Annotated in this window: 16 protein-coding genes; 8 read left to right on the forward strand and 8 right to left on the reverse strand. The window is 55.8% G+C overall.

Going from position 1 to position 21,386, the window contains the following annotated elements:
- The first annotated feature begins 24 nt into the window (after nt 1–24).
- Together Pla52o_RS20620 and Pla52o_RS20625 are read left to right on the forward strand one after the other, a co-directional pair.
- Nucleotides 25–207, forward strand: coding sequence for a hypothetical protein (locus tag Pla52o_RS20620; protein WP_146596516.1), 183 nt, complete (start codon nt 25–27; stop codon nt 205–207).
- Nucleotides 192–812, forward strand: coding sequence for a hypothetical protein (locus Pla52o_RS20625; protein WP_146596517.1), 621 nt, complete (start codon nt 192–194; stop codon nt 810–812). The genes Pla52o_RS20620 and Pla52o_RS20625 overlap by 16 nt, the downstream gene beginning before the upstream one ends.
- A gap of 281 nt (nt 813–1,093) precedes the next feature.
- Here the strand turns inward: Pla52o_RS20625 and Pla52o_RS20630 are convergent, their stop codons facing one another.
- The 6 genes from Pla52o_RS20630 to Pla52o_RS20655 form a co-directional block, all read right to left on the reverse strand.
- Nucleotides 1,094–2,425, reverse strand: coding sequence for an ABC transporter permease (locus Pla52o_RS20630; protein ID WP_146596518.1), 1,332 nt, complete (start codon nt 2,423–2,425; stop codon nt 1,094–1,096).
- A 2-nt stretch (nt 2,426–2,427) separates the two neighbouring features.
- Nucleotides 2,428–3,246: an ABC transporter ATP-binding protein gene (locus tag Pla52o_RS20635; protein WP_146596519.1), complete on the reverse strand. Its 819-nt coding sequence runs from the start codon at nt 3,244–3,246 to the stop codon at nt 2,428–2,430.
- Nucleotides 3,243–5,099 carry an HlyD family efflux transporter periplasmic adaptor subunit gene (locus Pla52o_RS20640; RefSeq protein ID WP_146596520.1) on the reverse strand — a complete coding sequence of 619 codons (1,857 nt, stop codon included), beginning with the start codon at nt 5,097–5,099 and terminating at the stop codon, nt 3,243–3,245. The genes Pla52o_RS20635 and Pla52o_RS20640 overlap by 4 nt, the downstream gene beginning before the upstream one ends.
- A gap of 144 nt (nt 5,100–5,243) precedes the next feature.
- The gene (locus Pla52o_RS20645; protein WP_146596521.1) at nt 5,244–6,641 is read right to left on the reverse strand and encodes a UTP--glucose-1-phosphate uridylyltransferase; all 1,398 of its coding nucleotides are present in this window, start codon (nt 6,639–6,641) and stop codon (nt 5,244–5,246) included.
- Nucleotides 6,642–6,801: 160 nt separating this feature from the next.
- Nucleotides 6,802–7,548 (reverse strand): lipoate--protein ligase family protein, encoded by a 747-nt coding sequence (locus tag Pla52o_RS20650; RefSeq protein ID WP_146596522.1) that lies wholly within the window; start codon nt 7,546–7,548, stop codon nt 6,802–6,804.
- Between the two features lie 6 nt (nt 7,549–7,554).
- On the reverse strand, nt 7,555–11,160 hold the full coding sequence (locus tag Pla52o_RS20655; RefSeq protein WP_231612515.1) for an FtsX-like permease family protein: 3,606 nt from the start codon (nt 11,158–11,160) through the stop codon (nt 7,555–7,557).
- 252 nt (nt 11,161–11,412) lie between these two features.
- Here Pla52o_RS20655 and Pla52o_RS20660 point away from each other — a divergent pair, with 252 nt between their 5' ends.
- Nucleotides 11,413–13,473 (forward strand): TolC family protein, encoded by a 2,061-nt coding sequence (locus Pla52o_RS20660; protein WP_231612516.1) that lies wholly within the window; start codon nt 11,413–11,415, stop codon nt 13,471–13,473.
- Nucleotides 13,474–13,484: 11 nt separating this feature from the next.
- Here Pla52o_RS20660 and Pla52o_RS20665 read toward each other — a convergent pair whose 3' ends face one another.
- Nucleotides 13,485–13,943 (reverse strand): hypothetical protein, encoded by a 459-nt coding sequence (locus tag Pla52o_RS20665; protein ID WP_146596524.1) that lies wholly within the window; start codon nt 13,941–13,943, stop codon nt 13,485–13,487.
- Between the two features lie 448 nt (nt 13,944–14,391).
- Here Pla52o_RS20665 and Pla52o_RS20670 point away from each other — a divergent pair, with 448 nt between their 5' ends.
- The 5 genes from Pla52o_RS20670 to Pla52o_RS20690 all read left to right on the forward strand — a co-directional run bounded on the left by Pla52o_RS20670 (nt 14,392) and on the right by Pla52o_RS20690 (nt 19,543).
- The gene (locus Pla52o_RS20670) at nt 14,392–15,489 is read left to right on the forward strand and encodes a DUF1559 domain-containing protein (protein ID WP_146596525.1); all 1,098 of its coding nucleotides are present in this window, start codon (nt 14,392–14,394) and stop codon (nt 15,487–15,489) included.
- Nucleotides 15,490–15,703: 214 nt separating this feature from the next.
- Nucleotides 15,704–16,336: a PepSY-associated TM helix domain-containing protein gene (locus Pla52o_RS20675; RefSeq protein WP_390620910.1), complete on the forward strand. Its 633-nt coding sequence runs from the start codon at nt 15,704–15,706 to the stop codon at nt 16,334–16,336.
- A gap of 57 nt (nt 16,337–16,393) precedes the next feature.
- Entirely contained in the window at nt 16,394–16,924 is a 531-nt protein-coding gene (locus tag Pla52o_RS20680; RefSeq protein ID WP_390620906.1) for a DUF2271 domain-containing protein, read from the forward strand.
- 139 nt (nt 16,925–17,063) lie between these two features.
- Complete coding sequence (locus Pla52o_RS20685) at nt 17,064–17,870, forward strand: DUF4198 domain-containing protein (RefSeq protein ID WP_146596526.1); 807 nt, start codon at nt 17,064–17,066, stop codon at nt 17,868–17,870.
- A complete protein-coding gene (locus Pla52o_RS20690; protein ID WP_146596527.1) occupies nt 17,867–19,543 on the forward strand; it encodes a flavodoxin domain-containing protein in 1,677 nt (558 codons plus the stop codon). The genes Pla52o_RS20685 and Pla52o_RS20690 overlap by 4 nt, the downstream gene beginning before the upstream one ends.
- 67 nt (nt 19,544–19,610) lie before the next feature.
- Here the strand turns inward: Pla52o_RS20690 and Pla52o_RS20695 are convergent, their stop codons facing one another.
- The gene (locus Pla52o_RS20695) at nt 19,611–21,257 is read right to left on the reverse strand and encodes a cation:proton antiporter (RefSeq protein ID WP_146596528.1); all 1,647 of its coding nucleotides are present in this window, start codon (nt 21,255–21,257) and stop codon (nt 19,611–19,613) included.
- Nucleotides 21,258–21,386: the final 129 nt, after the last annotated feature.

Consider the following 21,386-nt stretch of genomic DNA (forward strand, 5'->3'; position numbering starts at 1 on the left):
CTCGATGACGCAAAGGATCGCCGAATGTTAGAAAAAAAAAGGCCCGAAGAAAGTGACTCAGACGTACCTCCTAGCGAACGCGGCAAAGGTGAGAATATGCCCTTGGACGAACGCTCACCGGACAGTGTGTTTGGGATTGTGGGACTAACGTATTTGCTGGTCCTGTTGCTTGTTGTCTTAGGGTTGGCATTGTGGATGTATCGATAGGGCAAACCACCAACGGAGAAACGATCATGCATGCGGCGTGTTTAGTTGCAGAATACGAGTCCCACAAAGGGGCAAAGATTGGTTTAGAAGTACTCCGAAAGTTTGACTTTCATGCCGATGCGGTTTCGGTTTGTTGGCGAGGGCATGTTAAAGCACTGGAGAAAGTGCATCGCAGTGACGAGGAGGAGGATAACTACGGCGCGGAAAAATCGATGGGCATCGGTGCCGCGATCGCCGCTCTCGCTGGCACTCCTTTGGCGGTTTCCTCCATCATGGGGCCGATCATGATCGCTGGGCCGTTGGCAGCGGCGGCTGGCGGAGCAGCGCTGGCTGCAATGGCATCCGAAGGAGACTCCCTTTCAACTTTGCACCACTCCTCCTCCGACCGTGTGGACTCACGGGGTTTGTTTGCGATGGCGAATCACTACGGGATCAACTCGCACAAGGCTGAGCACTACGAAGAGCGAATCCGTAACGGTGGGATCTTGATCATTGTCACAAGCACACCTCCTCGATTGGACGAAGCACAGCGAGGGTTGAAAACCACCAATCCCGCCAGCCTGCAGCGGTTCGCATATCGCCCCGCGGCCAATGCAGGGGAATAACGCGAACGTGTCGGCGTGCTCCACCGGTACGGGACTGTTTCAAGTAGAATGAATCGCTAGATGCGTTAACGCCAGACGTTCGCCAGCTCACGCGCATCATCGATGCGCGCCTTTGGCTCACCGAAGTCAACCGTGTTGTCGATGCCAACGTCAGACGCGCCCGTATCCCCGATGATCCGTATTCCCCGATGATCCGCATCCCCGATGGAACGATCGGCGGTATTTGGAGCTGACGGGGATTTGGGATTCGTCTCATGGCAAGGCAACTTCCTTGCCACAGTCTACTCGTGTCGCAACGCTTCGATCGGATTCATGCGTGCGGCGCGGATTGCGGGATAGAGCCCACTGATCAAACCCACCGCAACGGCGATCAAGACTGCTAACGGAATGGTGCCGTAGACGATCGTGGGTTCCGCTTGGCGAATCGCATCGGGTAGCGCCGCAAACTTGTCGGGAAAGCCTGTCTGGACTCCCCACATCATCGTGCTGTACATCGCGGGGCCGAGGAATCCAAGCAAGATCCCCAGCGTAGCGCCGGCGAAACTAAGCACGAGTGTTTCCGCCAAAAATTGACGGACGATGTCTCCGCGTTTTGCACCTAGGGCGCGTCGAATTCCAATCTCGCGAGTGCGTTCGGTTACGCTGGCTAACATGATGTTCATGATCCCGATGCCACCGACGATCAAGGAGATGCAGGCGATCAAGATACCAATTCCGAGGAACATGATGCGCAAGTTTCGGGCTTGTTCAAGTAGTTCCAAGGGGACAACCACCGCGATGTCGTTGGCCGACGCGTGTTTGGGTTCGAGCAGGTATTCGATCATGGCGGCGGTGCTGCGAACTTGATCGACCCGTTCGACTTGCAGGGTGATTTGGTTCAGTTCCATGATCTCGACTTGGAACTGGCCGCTTCGCCGCGTCACGATGGTATCGCCGACCCGTTTGCGGAGCGTTTGAATGGGGATGTAAATGTCCGCCGAGAAATCTTGAGAATCGAGCGATCCTCCGACCGCCGCGGAAGGATTGCGAGCTTCGAGCACTCCGACGATCTTGAAAAAATCGGAGCTCTCAGGCACGTAGACACGTTTGCCGAGCGGTTCTTCGTACGGGAACAAACGGTCCGCGACCCCAGCGGAAATGACACACACGGTCGCCGAGCGCAGACCATCGGCGTCGGACAAGAAACGTCCCCCGTTGCTACGGATCTTCAAATGGTTGATCTCATCGTAGAGCGGGGTGCAGCCCACCAAGCGACCATCGATCATCCGGTCTCGGAAGCTGAATTGACGTCGGATTTCGCGGATCGGAATTGCCGCTTGGACGGTTGGGACCGTTCCCAGGATCAAATCCAAATCGCTGCGCAATAGGCCGTATTTGCTGGCTGACATCCCCGTCATTTTTTCATCGGGCGGTTTGACGCTGCGGACGATGATCGTGTTGGCACCGAGCGATTCAATTTGCTTTTGAACTTGATCGCTCGCCCCTTGGCTGATCGCCGTTAAAACGATCACCGCCCATACGCCAATCAAGATCCCCAGCATCGTCAGACCGGTTCGCAACGGGTGCAGCGACAGGCTTTTGATTCCCAGTTGCCATGTTCTTAGCCAAAGCATGGTTATGACTGCCTTGCTAGAAGTTGGAGCACATTTTCATGCTGGGTTGCGCGTGCCGCCGCACGGGTTTCTTCACTGATGATTTCGTCGCGATCAAGCATGCCGTCTTTTAATCGGATGACTCGTTTTGCACGTTCGGCAACATCGTCTTCGTGAGTCACCAAAATGATCGTTCGGCCTTCGTTATTTAGCTCATCGAAAATCCCGAGAATTTCTTCGGTGGTAACGGAATCCAGGTTACCGGTCGGTTCGTCGGCGAGGATAAAGAAAGGATCGTTGATCAGACTTCTCGCGATCGCAACGCGTTGCTGCTGACCTCCCGAGAGCTGGGAAGGCCGATGCCCTAATCGATCCGCCAACCCGACGCGGGCCGCCATTTTTTTCGCCCGTTCCAACTCAGTGGCACCGAGGCGGCCTTGGTAATAGAGCGGGACTTGGATGTTTTCAACGACGCTCAATTGTTGGATCAAGTTGTAGGATTGGAACACGAATCCAATCCGTTGGCTGCGAATATCGGCAAGTTGGTCATCGGTCAACGTGATGATGTCATCGTCCCCTAACAACAGGCTGCCGGAGGTGGGTTGGTCGAGGCAACCGAGCAGGTTCAAGAGGGTACTTTTTCCACTTCCCGAGGGGCCCATGATCGCTACATAGTCGCCTTCGGGTACGTCAAAGGAGACACCACGCAGCGCTCGCACTGTCTCGCTTTTCAGTACGTACTCTTTTTTTAAGTTGCGGATTGACGTTGCCATCCGTCGCGTTGGCTCGCTCGCCACATCGATGGGCACCGTTTGAGCCGAGTAGGCATCCTTCGTGCTCATCGCGGTCCTCCGCCCCCTTGTGACATGCGTTTCCGCATCGATTCGGTTAACTCGGCTTGGGTGACGCTGCCATCACCATCGGCGTCCGCTTCGCTAATCGAGCTGCGGCGTCGCTCATCGTCCACGCCGTCAATTTCTTCTTTGGAAAGCTTGCCGTCGCCGTTGCGGTCGGCTTGTTCGATTCGCATCTTCGCGATCGTTGCAGGATCGGGACGCCCGCCTTCGGGGCCCGCTGCGCCACCACCCTGTTGAGGTCGCCCTCCTTCGGGTCGCCCTCCTTCAGGTCGTCCTCCTTCTCGGGGGCGACGACCGGCTTCGGGCGGTGCATCCTGGTCTGGCGTTGTGGCCTCCGAAGCGGTTCTCGCGGCCGCATCCTTAGCACGGTCGGCTGCGATTTCACGCATGTCGCTGTTGTCGCTCAGCTCGAGTTCTGGCAAATCCATGAGGGTCAAGTACGAACGTAGGTTCAAAACCACGGTCTCACCGGGCTCAAGCCCCTTGGTGATGCATGCCATCGTGTCATTGGTTGCGCGAATGGATACTTGACGCGTCTCAAACGACTGGGGCCCTGTTTGTACGAGCGAGTACATTTTACCGCCGTGTTCGTACAAGCCTTGGATCGGAATTTGAATGGCGTCAGGGATTTGTTCGACAAAAATTTGCACCTCCGCAGTCATGCCGGTGCGAATGTTATCCGGGGGCTCAATGATCTCAACCCAAGTCCCATATTCCTTGATCGACGAGCTGAAAAAACTGCTGGGTTCGGCGTAGCGATTGACTTTGACGACCGCACCACGCAAACGCAGGTCGGCCACCGATTCGACGGAAATCTTCGCGGGCATTCCAGCGGAGATCAGCGTAATTCGGGACTCGTTGATTTTGCATTTGACTTGCATTCGGGTTGGATCGGGCAAGCGAATGATCGCTTGACGTTCGCGGACGGTCGCACCGGCCTCGACCACGAACTCCGCATTGCCGCCACGCGAACTGTAGCGATTCGCGTGAACGACGACGCCATCCGACGGAGCGACAATGACGCAATTGTCTATTTGTCTTTGGACGTCCGCCAATTCCTGGCGTTCTTCGGACAACTCGCTTTCGACAGCGGCAAGTTTCGCCTTGGCTGCTTCGATATCGCTGTCAAACTGGACCAACATTTTTCGCTTGGTCAGATCTCGCAAAACTTGCAGTCGCCCCTCGGCCGAATCGAGCTTGTTGTGAGCGTTGGCAACAGCATACTTGTCCGCGTCGAGCTGCAGCGATTTAATCAGCCCCTTGGCGACGAGTCGCTCGCTGCTTTGCAGCGCCAATTGGTTTTGGAGAAGCTCTTGCTCGGCGATCGCCTTTTCACTCAAAATCGCCTTTTCTTCGGTTTTGAAGACCCCCTCAAGGTACTCCTCACGGGCGATCGTCGCTTGCTCCACCATCGCGCGAGCGGTCGCCACATTGGCCTCCGCCGTGATCACTTGAATTCGGGATTCTTTGAACGTCAGTTCAAGTTGAGAAGCGTCAAGTTCAACCAGTTTTTCACCAGCGGAAACCCGAGTCCCCTCATCAATGACCCATAAAATCGGGGTGCCTCCACCATTTCCACGCGATTCGACCTTGCAGGTCACTTCGATGTTGCTGCTGCTTTCGATTTCGCCCTGTTCTAAAACAATGTGGTCAAACGGAGCGGTGGTGACCTCGGCGACAATCAAATCCTTGGTCGAAATGCTCGCACTACGATTGGTCAGGTAGGAGTAGGCAAACCACCCCGTTGTCGCCGCAATCGCCAGGAATACGAGAAATCCGGCGAGCAAGCTCCCACGTCGATGGCGGGCCGAAGCCAAGCGTGAAGCACGTTTCATCATTGCGAACAGGTGGGAAAGAGAGGGGAATGGGCGTGTCACCAGCCCCGCTTAGCACGGGGGCCCGCGTAAAACGGGGGCACTGTTTAAACCGCGGCAAGGGGCGAAGGTATCGCCGCATCGCAGAATTCAACCTCTTTATTGTACTCAAGCGTCAAAATAGCGGTCCGCTTCAATCTGATAATTCGCGGGAATCTTCTCCGCGATTTGTTCGGGAAATAGCGAATATCGTGGATGGATCTCGACTTTCACACCCTCAGCCACCTGCGCTCCGGCCGCTTCAAGCCAACGTCGGTGTTGGGCCACCATCGCAGCTTTCGCCAAAGCGGGGGTATCATTCTCGGCGCCATCGGCATTTTTGACTGGCGCAAATCCCTCACTCGGCAGCACTTCGACAACGAAGGCATTGTTCGCACTGGGTAGCAAATCGAAAATGAATTTCTCGAATTTAACCGCATTGGGCTCGCTGGGCTCCACCAGTGTTTGCTGAGAATTCAGATAAGGGACCTTTTTCAAGGCGCGATGAAACGGTAGCGATCCGGCGTCCTGGCTGACTCGGCACAGGAATTCGACATCGATCACATGCACGCCAATGCTGCCTGCCCACAACTTGAATTGGCCGTCGGCGTCGGTCGCCTCGGCGGCTGATTGGGGTAGATCGCTGTACTCGATCACTTGGACTACGCCATTGGCCAAAGCAATGATCCCCACTTTCTCTAGCGCATAGCGTTTGCGAATCACCTGTGTCGTCATCTCGCTTTGCGCCAGCAAATGGTGACCAATCAGCGTCGGGTCACCAACGTTGACCAAGGGGTTGTCGACTTGGAAATAAGAGAGGCATTGGATGCCGCGTTTTTTAGCGTCCTCCAGACAACCGCTGCGAGCGAGCGCGCCCACCGTGCCGCCGTGACCATCGGGGCTAAGGGCTAGCGAACTTTTCGAGGTCATCAATAATTTACCGGAACTCGCATCCACGGCCGGCATCGTTCCTTGCCGAAAAATCCGCACATTCTCCGGTGCTAGGCCAAGGTAGTCATTGTCTTGAAAATAGGCTCGTGTTTCGGCGTCCGTTGCATCGCTGGTCATGATGTAGAACGGAATGGCCACGCCGTACATGTTGCCGATCGCCAGCAATCGATCTGCAAAGATTTGGAATAGCGTCCGATTCGAGATCGGGCCCAGCGGGAACATGCCTTTGGGAAGGTCGAAGCCTAAACGCGTGCCTTGGCCACCTGCGACAAGGATGGCTCCGACTTGGCCGGCTCGCAGTGCCGCCTCGCCGCGCTCTCGGGCTTGGTCGACCGTCCACTCCGCTCCGCTGCCATCGGCGCGAACCGAGGGGGGGGTTACCGCGTTTTGCGCCAGCGAGTCGAAGTCAATTTTCTCGTCCGCACCGGCAACTAGAGTTGCAAGAGTTTGCAAATCGATGTCCTCGATCTGTGCCTTCAAGTTTTGACGCTCGCTCTCGGAAAGTTCATCCCAGAATTGCAGGACATGCTCTTGAGAAAATTGAGCGAGTTTCGATTTCAAAGACTCGATATTCATTTTATGGAAGCAGGCAAAAGGAAGAGACGGGGAAGGGGGTGCTATGCGGGACGTTGACGGGGCAGCGGCCGCTAGTCAGCGAGCCGGTCGGGGTGAATCCCACCCAAATCGGCGGTGTACGCCAACACAAACCATGTGAAACCATGCAAACCTTAGACCGCTAACGCGAGAAATTCCATCCGGTATTCTCGTAACGCTCCTGACACAATGCATCGATGCGCTCTTGAGGAAGGCTCTCGTTCCACGTTTGGTGACCACCAAACACATCGATCAGGTCCGTTTTTAATTGCACGGGATCGACGTTGATATTTGTAATGAACTCGGCGTGTGCTCGTTCGGCACGGTAATCGGGTTGACGTGGCGCGTAACAAAGGCAGCGTGCAACGGTCGCTAGGTCAGCGTCGTACAGTAACGTGCCATGGTACAGCAAGTGATTCCGAGCCATACGCATGCTGTTTCCCGAGAACTTGCGATTGGCGAACGTCAAATCGCATGTGCCTTGAAATTGAGCCGTTTCCTCGGCGTCGCTAAATTGTCGATTCACCGCCGTTTGCAAATGTTGCATGACGAATTGGTGAGTCACATCAATTCTGGCCAAGGCGGGACGCAGGCTCAGGTCGAGCACCACGCTATACATTAAACATCCCGGGCCACCGACGACCGTCGCTCCTCCGCTGCAACGACGGAAAATTGGAATCGCTTGGATGCGGCAAAAATCAACGTCCACCTCATCGTTGACGCGCGAGGATCGTCCCACGATGACGGTGGGGTGATCGAATTCCCAGACGCGGATGAACTCAGACGCTCCTGCTTCGCTCGACGTGCGCTCTTCCGCGATCAGAAGTAACGCTTCGTCCAACGCAAGTTGATGCGCAGCCTGGGTGAGAGTAAAAGGAACAGTCCGCATTCGTTTTTAGTCTCCGCGTAGCGATTCAAGGAGTGGCATTTTTGCGACTTGGCGTACCGCTAATAATCCTGCGAGTAACCCGAAGACAACAATGCCTAGGACAATGAGTAGAGGTTCGATCCACGGTGGATTGATGCCGCTTAACCAGCCATAGGGCAACACGGCGAGCATTGCACAGCTCGATCCACAGCCAATGCCGATCAGCAGCAGGATTGCGGTTTCTTGCAACACGATCGCCGACAAGCGTTGACGCGTGAACCCAATCGCTCGCATCACGGCTAGTTCGCCTCGTCGCTCGAGCACGCTACGCAATTGAGCGATAGCGAGCCCCACCGTTCCGAGCAGCAAGCCGAGAGCTCCTAGGCTCTGGAACGTCCGCAGGTAGGTGTTTTGTACCGCCATCATGCTTGATAAAACCGTTTCGGTTTCCGAAACATCCATGCCGATATCGCCCAGCCGGTTTTCTAAGACCGCTGCGGTTTTGGAGATCGTTTGTGCGTCCGAATCAATCAAGAAATAACGGTAGCCGCTGATATTCGAGAACTGTTTTTCAAAATTGGCTTCGCCGATCATGAGCTTACCTTGCAAGAGCGTATTGGATAACAGCCCCACGACCTTGAAATAGATCGGTTGGCCCGGATCGAACTCAAACGCTTTTATTTCACCGATCCCCTGTTGCATCTGCAGGCTCCACATCGCCGTATTCAAATCAATGATCACAGGAATCGGGTCTTGTGGGGTCCCCTCGGCATTGCTCGATAACAGCTCCCACGGCGATTGCCCTTCGTCGAGTTTGGCAAATTTTGCCCACTCGAATCCCGGCAAGCGGTCGGGGTGTGCGCTGAAAAGAGGGGCAAAGGAGGCTGGGACACCAAGCACGGTCGGGCTGGTCGCTTGGTAAAGGTTGTTGCAGCTGGCGTCTTGTCCCGCTCGCATCCGCATCGGGGCGACGAGTGCCGCGGAGAGCTCGGCCGCATCGGGGCCCATCAATTCGGAGCGGATCCGAGGGTTGGCAAAGTCTCGATAGAGCGGTTGTGCGGTTTGCGCTACGAGATCAAATCCGCCGCTGCCCGCTTCGGTAGGGCGCAATCGAAATGCGGTGATCGCGATGATTAAAAAAGCCGCCGTCGCCATTAAGCCGATCGTCAAGGTGCTGCGCAAGGGATGTCGCGCCGCGTTGCGAGTCGCCAGCGAACGATACGAACCCAGCGTTGCGTCATGAGAGGACGTGCTCCAGCGTGGTTGCGTCAGTCGGCTGTAGACAAACGTCAATGCCGCGATCAAAAGCAGCATGCCACCGCCGACGAACCCACCCGCTGCCGCTTGGCCTCCCGCTTGCGCCCCCAACGCGGCAACCCCGACGGCGACGATGCCGATCGAGATCGCAATCCAACGCAGTCGCGATACGCGGTTCGGTTTTCCCGATTGATCCGACGCGGTCGCAGTTTGATCTTGGTCGGTCCCCGTTAACAAACTGCGGACGTTGACGCGCACGATCGAGCGAACCGTGACCGCGAGCGTGGTCATGGCAACGATCCAGCTCACGAGTGAACCGATCGCCAAACTTCGCAACGTCCAGTGGAATGTCAAAAACGGAACGGTGACCGCGCCAACCCACCACGACCGTAACGCCCACAGCACAAACATCGCATAGCCGATGCCTGCGGCGATCCCCAGCACAACGCCGATTGTTGCGATCAAGCCACCTTCGCTGAGCACCAGTCGTCCCAGACGCCGGGGCGTCCATCCGATCGCCAACAGGGTGCCGAACTGTTTTAGCCGTTGTGTCAGTCCGAGTCGGAACAGCATCGCGATCAACATCACTGCCGCTAAAATGACAAAGAAGCTCAGCGACAAGAACAGGGCATCAAACGGGGTGGTGCCTCGGGATGCGTTGAGTTGTTGCTCGCGAATGCGGTGAATCGACCAACCCAGGTCGTCAAACGTCGGTTGGAGCGCCGCGTGAATTTTGGCTTCCAATTGGACGTCGCTCTCGTCTGCGACCGCCTTGATGCGCAAGCCGGTGGTTTGACCGAACCGGCTACCGAACAAGCGTTGGCCATCGGCCAGCGGCAGGAACGCTTTGGGCGTCAAACGGAAATCGTTCCAATACTCGTCATCGGCGGACGAAATCTCTCGAGTCAGTTTGAAGGGCAGATCCCAATTGCTGATCGAATCTTGGTCCGTTACCCCAGGCACGGTGGGGGTCAAGTCCGGATCATTGTAAACCGTTGGCGGTTGGTCAAAGACCGCTTCGCGTGATCGGCGATAGGGTTTTGCCGGCCGCGTGATCGGCACAATGTCGGTCACGATGGCAGGAAAGGTACGCTCGATTTCGTTGCCGTTTTCCACTTCGGGTTCGTAGTAAGCGACGCGAAGCGGCGTGCCAATCTCCGCTTGCAATGCTTTCGCCGTCCAATCGTTCAGCACCAGTGGCACGATTTGCGAAGCGTTATCGGAGTCCGCGGGAAGGCGATTCGCGGTCGTAGGAAGCGAATAATTCAGCGGTAATTCAGCCGTCGAATCGATCGCGGTGATCGTGCTGTAGGGGACCGAAGCAATGACCTTTCCACTTTCATCCACACGCTCGATCGCGTTAGCCAGATAGGTGCACACGGGGGTAACCCGGGCACGGCCTAACGCGTTGATGACTGCGTCAACGGCTTTCTCAGGTAACAGCAATTGATCGCTTGTTAGCGATGCATAATGGAAAATCAGGTTGCCTTTGGCCGAGGCCTCAGCGTTGTCCGGGAAACTTCGTTTGATTTGCTTTAGATCGAGACCTAATGCATCCAACGTGATCGTCAAATCGGATTGTTTCACGGCCGAGTCAAATAGCAGTAGGTTGGCTTGCCCGTCGCGTTGTAGCGTTTCGGCAACGGTGGCGCGGCGCAGGTAGACGTTCATCGGTGCCGCTTGGCTGGGAGCGAGTGAGAATCGCCCCAGGCCTCGATCGGGAATGATGCTCAACACCTTCATTCGCGGCAGACCTTCGCTTTGCGTATCGCGGCGACCCAGCGGGCTGTCGGCCGGGACGGCCGCTTCGACCGGCAGTCGTACGGTGACCAAGTCTCCCATCGTTACGCCCAGTTCGGTCGCGGTCGCCTGGTTGAGCACGACTCCATCATCGCTTGGCAGCACGTCGGGACGAACGGCGTGCACGCCGAGGTCCCAGAAGTTGTCGTCGCATCCGATCAATTGAACCGATCCGGCACGACGGGCAATCTCACCCTGTTTGGATTGCGATTCGACAATGCCCGCAGGAAAAAAAATCAAAGCGACCGCTTCGGTCGATTCCCCCGGCACGGATTCAGCCGGCATGGATTCACCCGGCACGGATCGACTCGTCACTTCGGCACTGTTGAAAAAATGCCCTGGGGCGACCATCGAGTCGGTTTGTCCGAGCCGCTCGATGGTTAATTCGCGTAGGCTGCCGCGCATCGAATCGCCCACCAACAATGCACCCACGATCACGGCCGTCGCGGTGGCAACCCCGATCGCGACGCAAACGGAGACTCGCCACGAATGGCGTACCGAGCCGATGACCATCGTTTTCATGCCAAACGAGGTCGCAGGGATGCGGGCGGTCGCGGTTTCGTGTTCGATTTCCATGGTCATTTTGGCCCCGCAGGATCCCTCACAATTGGCACAATCGGTGTTTTCATCATGGTGACGGTTGTGCGGTGTTTAGCAATCCCGCATCTCGAGTTTGAGTCACGGTTGCCACGCAACCGATTTACCACAGCATACAGCGAAACGGATTTTGCTGATGCACCGGTACATGAGCCTCTCGTTTTAGATCGAGTCGCGGCCGGAGAACTACCCCCGATTTTGGGGAACTCGCGGCGAAAGGATGAGCCTCGCTTGGCAACACAGCAAGAAACGAAACGATGTCGCTTGAGCATCGCGCTCGGCTTGTTGATGATCAGCGGTGGCTGTGCCGGTGTCGATTCCGCTCGTCTTCCCAAAAAAAACTTGGGAGAATCGGTTCCGCGGTTCGGGCAAAATTCGCAGCCCCGCGCGATCGTAGCAGACTCGCCGTTTCAATTGGCCGGCCATCGCAGTGATCGCGATCCTACGTCAAGCCTCGAAATGTCGGACGACCTGAGGACGTTGACCGACCAAGTCGAAACGACGCTACGGCAATCCAGTTCCGTCGCCTTGGTCCACGAGTCACCGCGTCGCTTGGAAGCGGGGGAACACGCATTGCCACTCGCATCGCCACGCGAATGGCCACTCGCGGATCATTCACCCTTGCACTTATCCCCGCCTCAACAAGTCGAGGTCCGCCCCGCCCAACTTGATCCGTCGCCTTCGCAAGAATTGTCTCCGCCGCACGACGCCACTTCTCAAAACCGCGTTAGCAGCTTGGTAACGCGGTCGATCACCGAAAGTGAAATGTTGCAATGGGCATTGGCGCAAAGTCCGGTCCTTCGTCCTCTTGGGCTGCGGATCCTTGAGGCCCCCGAGGCGGCGGCGACGATATTTGATCGTAGCATTACCGCTAGCGATCCTTTCTTTGGTCCCCAGGCGGCGCTCGCCGCCTTCGATAGCTCGCTATTCGCCAATGCGACCGCCCAGAACAATGATCGCGTGTTCAACAACGCCACGCTCGGCGGCGATGTGCAAGAGTTGAATCAAGATTTCGTCAACTTCAACGCCGGGATCCAGAAACGAACCTACTCGGGGGCCACCTGGGATCTGACCAGCCGTAAGCAGTACGACGGAAACAATCGGGCTGGCAATCGCTTTCCCAATTACTGGGAAACTCAACTCGAAGCCGGAGTTCGCCAGCCGTTGTTGCGTGGGGCGGGAAAGCAATTCAATTCGATCGCGGGACCCAATGCGCAACCAGGTTTCAATTTTTCCAACGGGATCCTGATCGCGCGATTGAACGACCGCATCAGCGAAGCGGAATTTGAAGTGGCGATGCGCCGCTTTGTACGCGACCTGTATACGGTGTACTGGGACTTGAAACGGCAATACCGAAGTTACGAAAGTATCATTGCCGCACGCGATCTTGCCTATCGAACTTGGCAAAGCGCGTTGGCACGTCGCGAAGCCAATCTCGATGGCGGCGAGGCAAATAAAGAAGCTCAATCACGAGCGAAATATTACCGCTATTGCCGGGAAGCGGAGATTGCGTTGGGAGGCGGTGATTCGCAGAGTGGTTTGTGGGCGACCGAGCGGCGCTTGCGACGCATGATCGGTTTGCCGAGCGAAGAAGGGCAATTGTTGCGCCCCGCCGATGACGCGGTGGCCCCCGAGTTCCACTTTGATTTCGATAGCGTTTTTAGTCGCGCGTTGGCCAATCGAACCGAGTTGACTAAGCAAAGCTTGAAGGTCCAGCAACAACAGCTCAAACTCGTGGCGTCAAAGAACTTCTTGTTGCCGCAAATGGATCTGATTGGCCGTTATCGACTACGTGGCTTCGGCGATGATTTGACCGGCGATGGCGATCGATTTAGCAGTGCTTACCAGGACTTTTTCTCACTCGAGCATCAAGAGTGGGAATTTGGTCTCGAAATGGGGGTGACCGCAGGCCGCCGACAAGCCCACGCAGCAGTGCGCAATGCCACGTTGCAATTGAACAAAGAGCGGAGTCTTCTTGCCGAGCAACAGCGAACGCTGCACTTTGAAATCAAAGATGCGATCTCTGAGGTCCATTCCGCCTACGTCGCCTTGACGTTTTCGAAACTGCAATTCGAGGCCGCGCAGGACCGCTTGCGTTCCTCGCAGGTCCTATTCGAGTCGGACAAGATTCAAATTGAATTCTTGTTGGATGCTCAGGAAGAGCTTTTGCAGGTTCAGCGTCAATACGCGGCCGATCTGACTCGCTACTCACTCTCCCTTGTTTCCATCAGCGCCCAGTCGGGAACGCTGTTGCAAGACATCGGTATTTATCTGCAAAACGACTCGATCTAGTGACCATGCGTCTAGTGGCCATGCGTCGTATGCGGAACGGCATCGATGTGCGTGGTTGTGTGAGGAACCGCATCAATGTGGTTGCCATGTCGATAGTAATCGATGTGCGTTTGCGTGTGCGGCACGTAATCGATGTGTGTCGACGGATAGGTGGAGCGATACGTCGATTGAACTCCATTTGGAAGGCCGTAATAGGTTCGGTATCCACTGCGGTATTGCGGCTGGCCATATTGGATCACCGGACGTCGGCTCTGGTAGGGAACGCTGTTGTAGTGCGGCCCATTGTGATAGACCGGGTCGACGTGGGTGGTCGTGTGGGGCACCGCGTGCAGGTGATTTCCGTGGCGGTAGTAATCGATGTGCGTTTGCGTATGTGGCACGTAGTCAATGTGCCCCCATTGCGCAGCGGCCTGCTCGCTTGTGATCAGCATGGCTGAAACGGCTAGCGTTGCCAAAATGAAGTGTCTCATCCGATTGTCCTCGAAAAGGTGGATGGAAGGCGAGGGAACGCTCGGTCAGCGTTGAAATGGCTTCGTCCTCTATCCTCAGTTTAATGCTTTTCTAGCGTGGAAACGGCAATTTTTTCCTGAGTTACTGCTTTCATGAGCGGTGCCAACTCCTACGGTGATGGTTGCATGCCGCAGCTAGGTTTACGCCCTTTCGCCAACGCAGCCTGGTTCAAATCTGGGGCGGTGACCAGTGTTGAGCGGTTGGCAATGGGGAACATTTTTCCAGCGATCGAGCGAGATCGGTTGACCCGCCGGGATGCGGCTACTAGAATCCGCGTTAGCTTGTTGAGACTCGTTCTCAATAGGCAGGTCAAGCCAGCCAAATTTTAGAGCCAGCCAGACAGACCCTCCCGTTCGCAACCTTGATTGCGACTACGCCCCCTGTCACTCGCTCTAGAGATCTCTACCTATGGCTGCCAACGCCCCCGTTCCCAGCGCGGTGTCCCGCCGCGGATTTACGCTCGTCGAACTCCTTGTGGTTATCGCAATTATCGGCGTACTGGTCGGTTTATTGCTGCCTGCGGTGCAAGCGGCACGCGAAGCTGCTCGCCGTCTTCAATGCAAAAACAACGTCAAGCAGATCGCCTTGGGGATGTCGATGTTTGAACACACCTTCGGGCATTACCCCTATTCGCGAACGGGGTCGCTGTGGCGAATCATGGCCTTTGTCGAGCAGCCCGAGTTGGCCGAGAGGTTCAGTGCCGCAAGGCATCCGAACTTCAATGATCCCTCGGCGAGCGAGTACAAGTGGGGATACAACGGCAGCATGGCAACGGTGTGGAGTAATCAAGCCGTTTTAGAGGAGGTTGTGGGGACGCAATTGCCGGTATTTCAGTGCCCCAGTCGCACGGGCTCGGCAACCACGTTTGACGGCAGCATTGAGATGGGGGTTGCGGACTACACGACGCCTCGCATTCCCGCGCTTCGTCCCCAAGGACACCCGCTCTATTACCAAGGCGGGGAGCCACAGATGCAGTTCAGCACGGCAATGACTCCTGCCTCCGGGTCTCGAAATCGTGATCCGAACAACAAAGGCGGCAAGGCGCGTGATGTTACCGATGGCATGAGTAACACGTTGATGTACTACGAGTGCATTGGTAGCCCCGAGCTGTTTGTACGCGGCCAAGTGGTGGCGGCGACCGGTGGCGCAGGCCTCGCCTGGGCGGGCAGTGGCGACGGGGTGAAAATGCGAGCCTATACGGCCGACAACATGACCGCGGATACTTCCAATTCCAATCGCGGCAAGTCGACCTCCGGCAACCCCTCCATTCCGGATAGCCCCACGGATTGCAGCATGACCTCGGCGTGGGAGGCAACCATTGATACGTGTGGCACCTACCGAGCGCTGAACCACACCAATAAAAGCCAACCGTACAGCTTCCATTCGGGCACGGTGAACGTCGGGCTTTGCGATGGTTCTTCTCGCACGATCTCGGACTCGATCGATATCGGAGTCTTTCTGAATCTGATGTTACGTGACGACGGTCAAGTTTTAGGCGAATATTGAGCTTCCCGGCGGTGGGATTTGCTCTGTGTGTTGACGGTGAATGCGGTCAAGCCACATTCGATTCCAACGCAGAACGGTTGCACTCTATGTAACAATCGAACGCAACCGTGCGTGATGAATCGATTGCTGAAATCTCATTTTGTCTCTCCCTTTGAAGTCCAATCAATATTCCGTGACGAAACCACCAATCCAAGCGAATCCTAGCGGTACGAGCTTGCCAATCGCAACCAGCGAGCGAGGCTATCGACGTGGTTTTTGGATGCGCACGATGGTTCAATGGCATTGGATCAGCTCTGCGGTCTGTTTGGTCGCGATGTTGATGTTCGCGATCACGGGCATCACGCTCAACCATGCCGCTCAGATTGAAACCACACCCGTGGTGGAGAATCAAATCGTGACAGTACCCGAGTCGCTTTTGAGCGGTGCCACGCTCGACTCGGCGACCGAGGCGTCTCCCTTGCCATCCGAATTGGCGCAATGGTTAAGTGACCAATTGGCGATCTCGATCGGAACGCGTCAAGCGGAATGGAGTGAGGAGGAAATCTATTTGTCGATGCCCGCGCCGGGGAGCGACGCATGGCTGAGTATCGATCGCGCGAGCGGTGACGTTGAATATGAACGAACGAGCCGTGGATGGGTGGCGTTCTTTAATGATTTGCACAAAGGTCGCAACACGGGTGCCGCTTGGAAATGGTTGATGGATGTGTTTGCCGTGGCCACGCTTGTGTTCTGTTTTTCTGGTTTGTTCCTGCTCGTCGCTCATGCGCGTCAACGCCGCATGACATGGCCGTTGGTGGGGCTTGGTTTCGTCGTACCTGCCTTGGTCGTTTTGCTGTTGATTCACTAGCGATCGGTCGCTTCACCGTCCAACGATTCCGTTCCTTTTTTCAAAGAGTTTCACAACATGGTTCGCTGTTTTTTCTCTGCATTAGCAGGCTTGATGCTGGCGTATTGCTCCTGTGCCACAACCCAGGCTGAGCAGCTGAGTGTGTCGGTCGAGATTCCGCAGTTGAATGTTTCGGAATACCACCGTCCGTATGTGGCGATATGGATCGAAGAGCCAAGCTCAAAAACGGTTCGTGATCTTTCGGTTTGGTACCAAATGCGTCAAGGCAAAGAGGGGCATGGGACGAAGTGGTTACCCGATTTGCGGCAATGGTGGCGTCGCTCGGGACGTTACCTCGAAATGCCCGTCGATGGAGTCACGTCGGCAACGCGTCCGGTCGGCAAGCATGTGCTCGAATTTTCGCACGAGCAAGCACCGCTAAAGGATCTTCCCGCAGGTTCTTACACGCTTGTGGTGGAAGCGGTGCGCGAAGTTGGTGGCCGCGAACTGGTCAAAATCCCGTTCCAATGGCCTGTCGATGCGCCTCAGACCAAGGATGCAAAAGGCGATAGCGAACTCGGTGGGGTGTCACTCACGCTAAAGCCGTAGCAATTGCAAAGACTCCTTCGCGGAGGTCACCTGAAATCATTTCACTGGAATTCACTTCACCTGAATTCGCCCCCAATCTTGCTCTTTCCCCATCCTGCCCTCTCTCCCCTCTTATTTCACCCTTACTCGGATTACCAAAATGGTTCGTTTTTGCCTACTCACCATCGTGTTTGCTTGTCTGGTGCCGCTGACGGCATCGGCTCACAAAGTTTGGCTGCTTCCGTCGCAAACCACGCTTTCAGGAAATGATCCGTGGGTCACGGTGGATGCGGCGGTGTCCAACGACTTGTTCTATTTCAATCACGTTCCGCTGCGTCTGGACAATCTTCAGATCATTGCGCCCGACGGAAGTCCCGCGGAAGCTCAAAACCAAGCGACCGGAAAATATCGCAGCGTTTTTGATCTGCAATTGCAACAATCGGGAACCTACCGCATCGCGGTGGTGAACAACGGCTTGTTTGCGACTTGGGAGGTCGATGGCCAGCGCAAGCGATGGCGTGGGAATCGCGAAGCCTTTGCCAGCGAGGTCCCTCAGGATGCCAAGGATTTGAAAGTGACCGAAAGCGTGGGGCGAATCGAAACCTTTGTGACCAATGGCGTCCCCAATGAAACCGCACTTCAGCCTACGGGAGTCGGGATCGAGGTGGTCTCGTTGACTCACCCCAATGACCAATACGCTGGCGAGGAAAGTCGCTTTCGAGTGTTGGTTGACGGAGAACCCGCGGCCGGATTGGCGTTCGAAATTGTTCGTGGTGGAACGCGATATCGAAATGCCTTGGATGAGACCACGGTGACGACCGACGAAAAAGGCGAGTTCGCTGTAACGTGGGCCGAGCCCGGGATGTATTGGCTTGAAACCTCCAAGCAAGATAACAAGGTGCAAGGGACACTCGCTTCGACGCGTCGTTTGAGCTACGCAGCAACCTTGGAAGTATTGCCTCAGTGATTCCGTTATTGACCGACGCCCGTGTGCAACGCAACGCACCCCGATGGCGTTCGTTGCCCAAGTTGGGCAATGCAGCCGTTGTTTTGTTATTGGCATTCATCGCGGGGGTGTTGTGGCGTGCAACGAGCGGTCCGTGGTGGATTGCGATGCCGCTTGCCGAGCGTTGGTGGATGGCGGGAATGTTGGTGGTCGTTTATTTGCTCGGTTGCGGATGGATTTGGTTTCGCGATCCACGCCGCAGGGCCTCTTCGTTTGGTAGGGTAGCGATCGATGACACCTCGACGGTCGTGGTGGCTTATGCGAGCCAGACGGGGATGGCATTTGAGTTGGCGCAACAAACGGCCGAGGCATTAAATGCCGCCGGAATCTCAGCCTACTTTACCGCAATCGATCGCATCCATCGCGATCGGTTTGCCCAAGGAGGTCGCTTGTTGATTGTGGCCAGCACCACCGGCCAGGGAGACCCACCCGATCATGCGATCGGCTTTTTACGAGAGGTCATGGACCGGCCTCTCTCGCTCGAATCCTTGCGATATGCGGTGTTGGCATTGGGGGATCGTAGCTACGAGCAATTTTGTGCTTTCGGGCACCAATTGGATCGATGGTTACAAGCTCAGCAAGCCCAGCGATTGTTTCCTGTGGTCGAGGTCGACAATGCGGATCCGTTGGCGCTGCGGCATTGGCAAACGCAAGTTGCCGAGGTCTGCGAAGCCGATAATGGGATCGCATGGCAGTCGACGCAGTCGGATGATTGGTCGCTTGATTCACGCATCGAACTCAATGCAAACGGGTGCGCCAGCAGCGTCTTTCATCTGACAATGACGCCGCCCCAATCGAAGCTCCCGCAATGGCAGGCAGGCGATATTGCGGAGGTCTATCCTCGTCATTCGCCACGCTTGGTTGCCGAATGGTTAGAGACCATGGGTTTCGAGGGTGCCGCGATCGTTCAACGGCAGGGACGCAGGGTGACATTGGAGTCGGTGCTTGCGGAGTCACAGTTGCCGAAACTAAACTCCATCGGCGAAATTGGGGCGTTTGACGCACAATCGCTCGCGGATCGGTTACAACCGCTGCAATGTCGTGAATATTCGATCGCATCGCTCCCCAGCGAAGGCAATTTGCAACTATTGGTACGCCGTGCAGTGCGCGTCGATGGGACAATCGGCCTGTGCAGTGGATGGTTATGCGATTCGTTGCAACCGACGGAAAAGGTCAAGCTTCGCATTCGCAGCAATCCAAACTTTCATTCTCAAGCAAGTGATCGACCTTTGATTCTGATTGGAAACGGAACCGGGCTTGCGGGTTTACGTGGACATTTGTTGGAACGATTGGAGTCGGGGTATCATGAAAATTGGTTGCTGTTTGGCGAGCGCAATATGGCCCATGATTTCCATCTTCGCGAAGAGATCCAAGCGTGGCGGGACCAGGGAGTGATCAAACGTTTGGATCTCGCATTTTCGCGTGACCAAGCCGAACGCGTCTACGTACAAGACAAACTGCGAGAAGCCGCCGACGAGCTTCAGCAATGGGTTCGTAACGGTGCTGCGATCTACGTTTGTGGCAGCTTGGTAGGGATGGCTCCCGCAGTGGATTCCGTCCTGCGTCGCGTGCTTGGCGATGCGATAGTCGACGACCTGTTGGTTGACGGACGCTATCGACGAGATGTCTACTGACGCGGAACCATGGCGGCGTTTCTCGCCCAGTCCCTTGTTCCGTCGCGAATCAATGGTGTTCCGGGCATCAGTGGCTGTTTTGCACAAACCGTTCGCACCACTTTAGGAGTGCCTCGGATGCTGTGCCTTCCTCGCTCACGACGCTGTTCGCACCGGCTCGCCTCATCGCGGCGACATTGCCTTGGTAACGACAGCGTACGACGATGGTGGAATTTGAGTTCAGACTTCGTAGTGCACTGACGATTTCATTGGCGTTCTGGTCATCGGGAACACAGACGACCGACAAGTTACAGTTGCTCGCGTCAGCACGCTGCAGCACTTCTGGATCTCGAGCGTCCCCCGCCACGGTCTGAAAACCCTGTTGTGCGAACGGGTGCAAGTTGATGGAGCTGAAATCCAGCAGCCGAACATCGACTCCTTTCATTTCCAATTGGGAACTGATTTGCCGTCCGATCATCCCAATGCCAATCACGAGCGCGTGGCGGCCGAGATCGTGATGTAGCCCATGACCGTCCGCTTCATCGTGTTCGCTTTTTTCAGCGCCGGCCCTTTCATCACTGGTCCAACGGAGCCCATATCGGATCAACTGCGGTGTTAAGATCAGCGTTCCTAGTGCGATGAATAGCATGCGGTTGTAATTCGCGTGGCTAAACAACCCTTGCTTCACTCCTGCGGAGAGCAGTAGGAATGAAAATTCACCCATTTGAGCGAGACCTAGGCCCATGCCGATCGCGGCTTTGGGGTGAAGTCCGACGGAGCGAAGTGCGATCGCGGCCGCCGTGCCCTTGATCAAGATAATGAACACCAGACCGAAACTGAGCAGCAACGGTTCGTCGATGAATTGACCTGGATTGAGTAGCGTTCCGAGGGTGACAAAGAAAATCGCAGCAAAGATTTCGCGAAAGGGTAAAACGATCGTATCGATTTGTTTGCTAATTCGTGTGCCGCTCAGAATGATTCCGGCGGCCAAGGCTCCGACTGCCGATGGCAATCCCATCTGGTAAGCGGTCCAGCTAACGCCGCCTAGCAAGCAGACGGCAAACAAAATAACAAGCTCGACACTGCGAAGTCGTGCGAGCCCAGGAACGAGCCAGCGGCGGAAAATAGAGTGGACGCAGCAAACGCCAATCACAAAAACCAATGATTTGCCACCTAGAATTCCATAAGCGGCCAACGTTGGCGGTTCACCACTGTGGGTCAACAAGGGAACCAAGAGCATCAGCGGTACCAGCGCCACGTCTTGGAACAACAGAATGCCGATGGCGCGGCGGCCATGGGGAGATGCGGTTTGCCCCCATTCCGCAAGCGCCTTGAAGGTCAGCACCGTGGAGCTCAGGGCGACAGCGGAACCGGCCAACAACGACGCATTCAATTCCATGCCTAAGGCGATACAAACAAACGTCACTGGGATCGCCACCAGCGTCATTTGGATGATCCCACCAAGCAAAAAGAACCGGCTCAAGCGAATCAACTCTCCTAAGGAAAATTCAATGCCTACTGAAAACAGGAGCAGCAAGGCACCGAGGTGCGCGATTCGTTCGAGTTCGTGGTTTTCTTGATTGACAAAACCTAGAACCCCTTCGCCAATCAAACCACCCACAATCAAATAGCCGACCAGCATGGAAACGCCGATCCGTTTACAGACGGCACCCGCGATCAGCCCTGCGGTAAGCACGATCAGCAGATCAGCAGTGAGTTGAGAGATATCATCCATGGTGAGGATTGGTAGCGAGATCGTCGTTGGTGGCTGGTGGAAAAGAGGGGATACGATAAGTGTCGTGCAGGTTTCATGTTAGGAGTTGAGGGGAAATACCTTGGTTGTTTTTTCATGCTTTTGTCTCTT

The organism is Novipirellula galeiformis, assembly GCF_007860095.1.
GTDB classification, from domain to species: Bacteria; Planctomycetota; Planctomycetia; order Pirellulales; family Pirellulaceae; genus Novipirellula; species Novipirellula galeiformis.

Bases quoted from the DNA above. Each gene is read 5' to 3' on its own strand.
- Pla52o_RS20620 (WP_146596516.1), top strand. From the start codon at position 25: ATGTTAGAAAAAAAAAGGCCCGAAGAAAGTGACTCAGACGTACCTCCT.
- Pla52o_RS20630 (WP_146596518.1), bottom strand. From the start codon at position 2,425: ATGCTTTGGCTAAGAACATGGCAACTGGGAATCAAAAGCCTGTCGCTG.
- Pla52o_RS20635 (WP_146596519.1), bottom strand. From the start codon at position 3,246: ATGAGCACGAAGGATGCCTACTCGGCTCAAACGGTGCCCATCGATGTG.
- Pla52o_RS20640 (WP_146596520.1), bottom strand. From the start codon at position 5,099: ATGATGAAACGTGCTTCACGCTTGGCTTCGGCCCGCCATCGACGTGGG.
- Pla52o_RS20645 (WP_146596521.1), bottom strand. From the start codon at position 6,641: ATGAATATCGAGTCTTTGAAATCGAAACTCGCTCAATTTTCTCAAGAG.
- Pla52o_RS20650 (WP_146596522.1), bottom strand. From the start codon at position 7,548: ATGCGGACTGTTCCTTTTACTCTCACCCAGGCTGCGCATCAACTTGCG.
- Pla52o_RS20655 (WP_231612515.1), bottom strand. From the start codon at position 11,160: ATGGAAATCGAACACGAAACCGCGACCGCCCGCATCCCTGCGACCTCG.
- Pla52o_RS20665 (WP_146596524.1), bottom strand. From the start codon at position 13,943: ATGAGACACTTCATTTTGGCAACGCTAGCCGTTTCAGCCATGCTGATC.
- Pla52o_RS20670 (WP_146596525.1), top strand. From the start codon at position 14,392: ATGGCTGCCAACGCCCCCGTTCCCAGCGCGGTGTCCCGCCGCGGATTT.
- Pla52o_RS20680 (WP_390620906.1), top strand. From the start codon at position 16,394: ATGGTTCGCTGTTTTTTCTCTGCATTAGCAGGCTTGATGCTGGCGTAT.
- Pla52o_RS20685 (WP_146596526.1), top strand. From the start codon at position 17,064: ATGGTTCGTTTTTGCCTACTCACCATCGTGTTTGCTTGTCTGGTGCCG.
- Pla52o_RS20695 (WP_146596528.1), bottom strand. From the start codon at position 21,257: ATGGATGATATCTCTCAACTCACTGCTGATCTGCTGATCGTGCTTACC.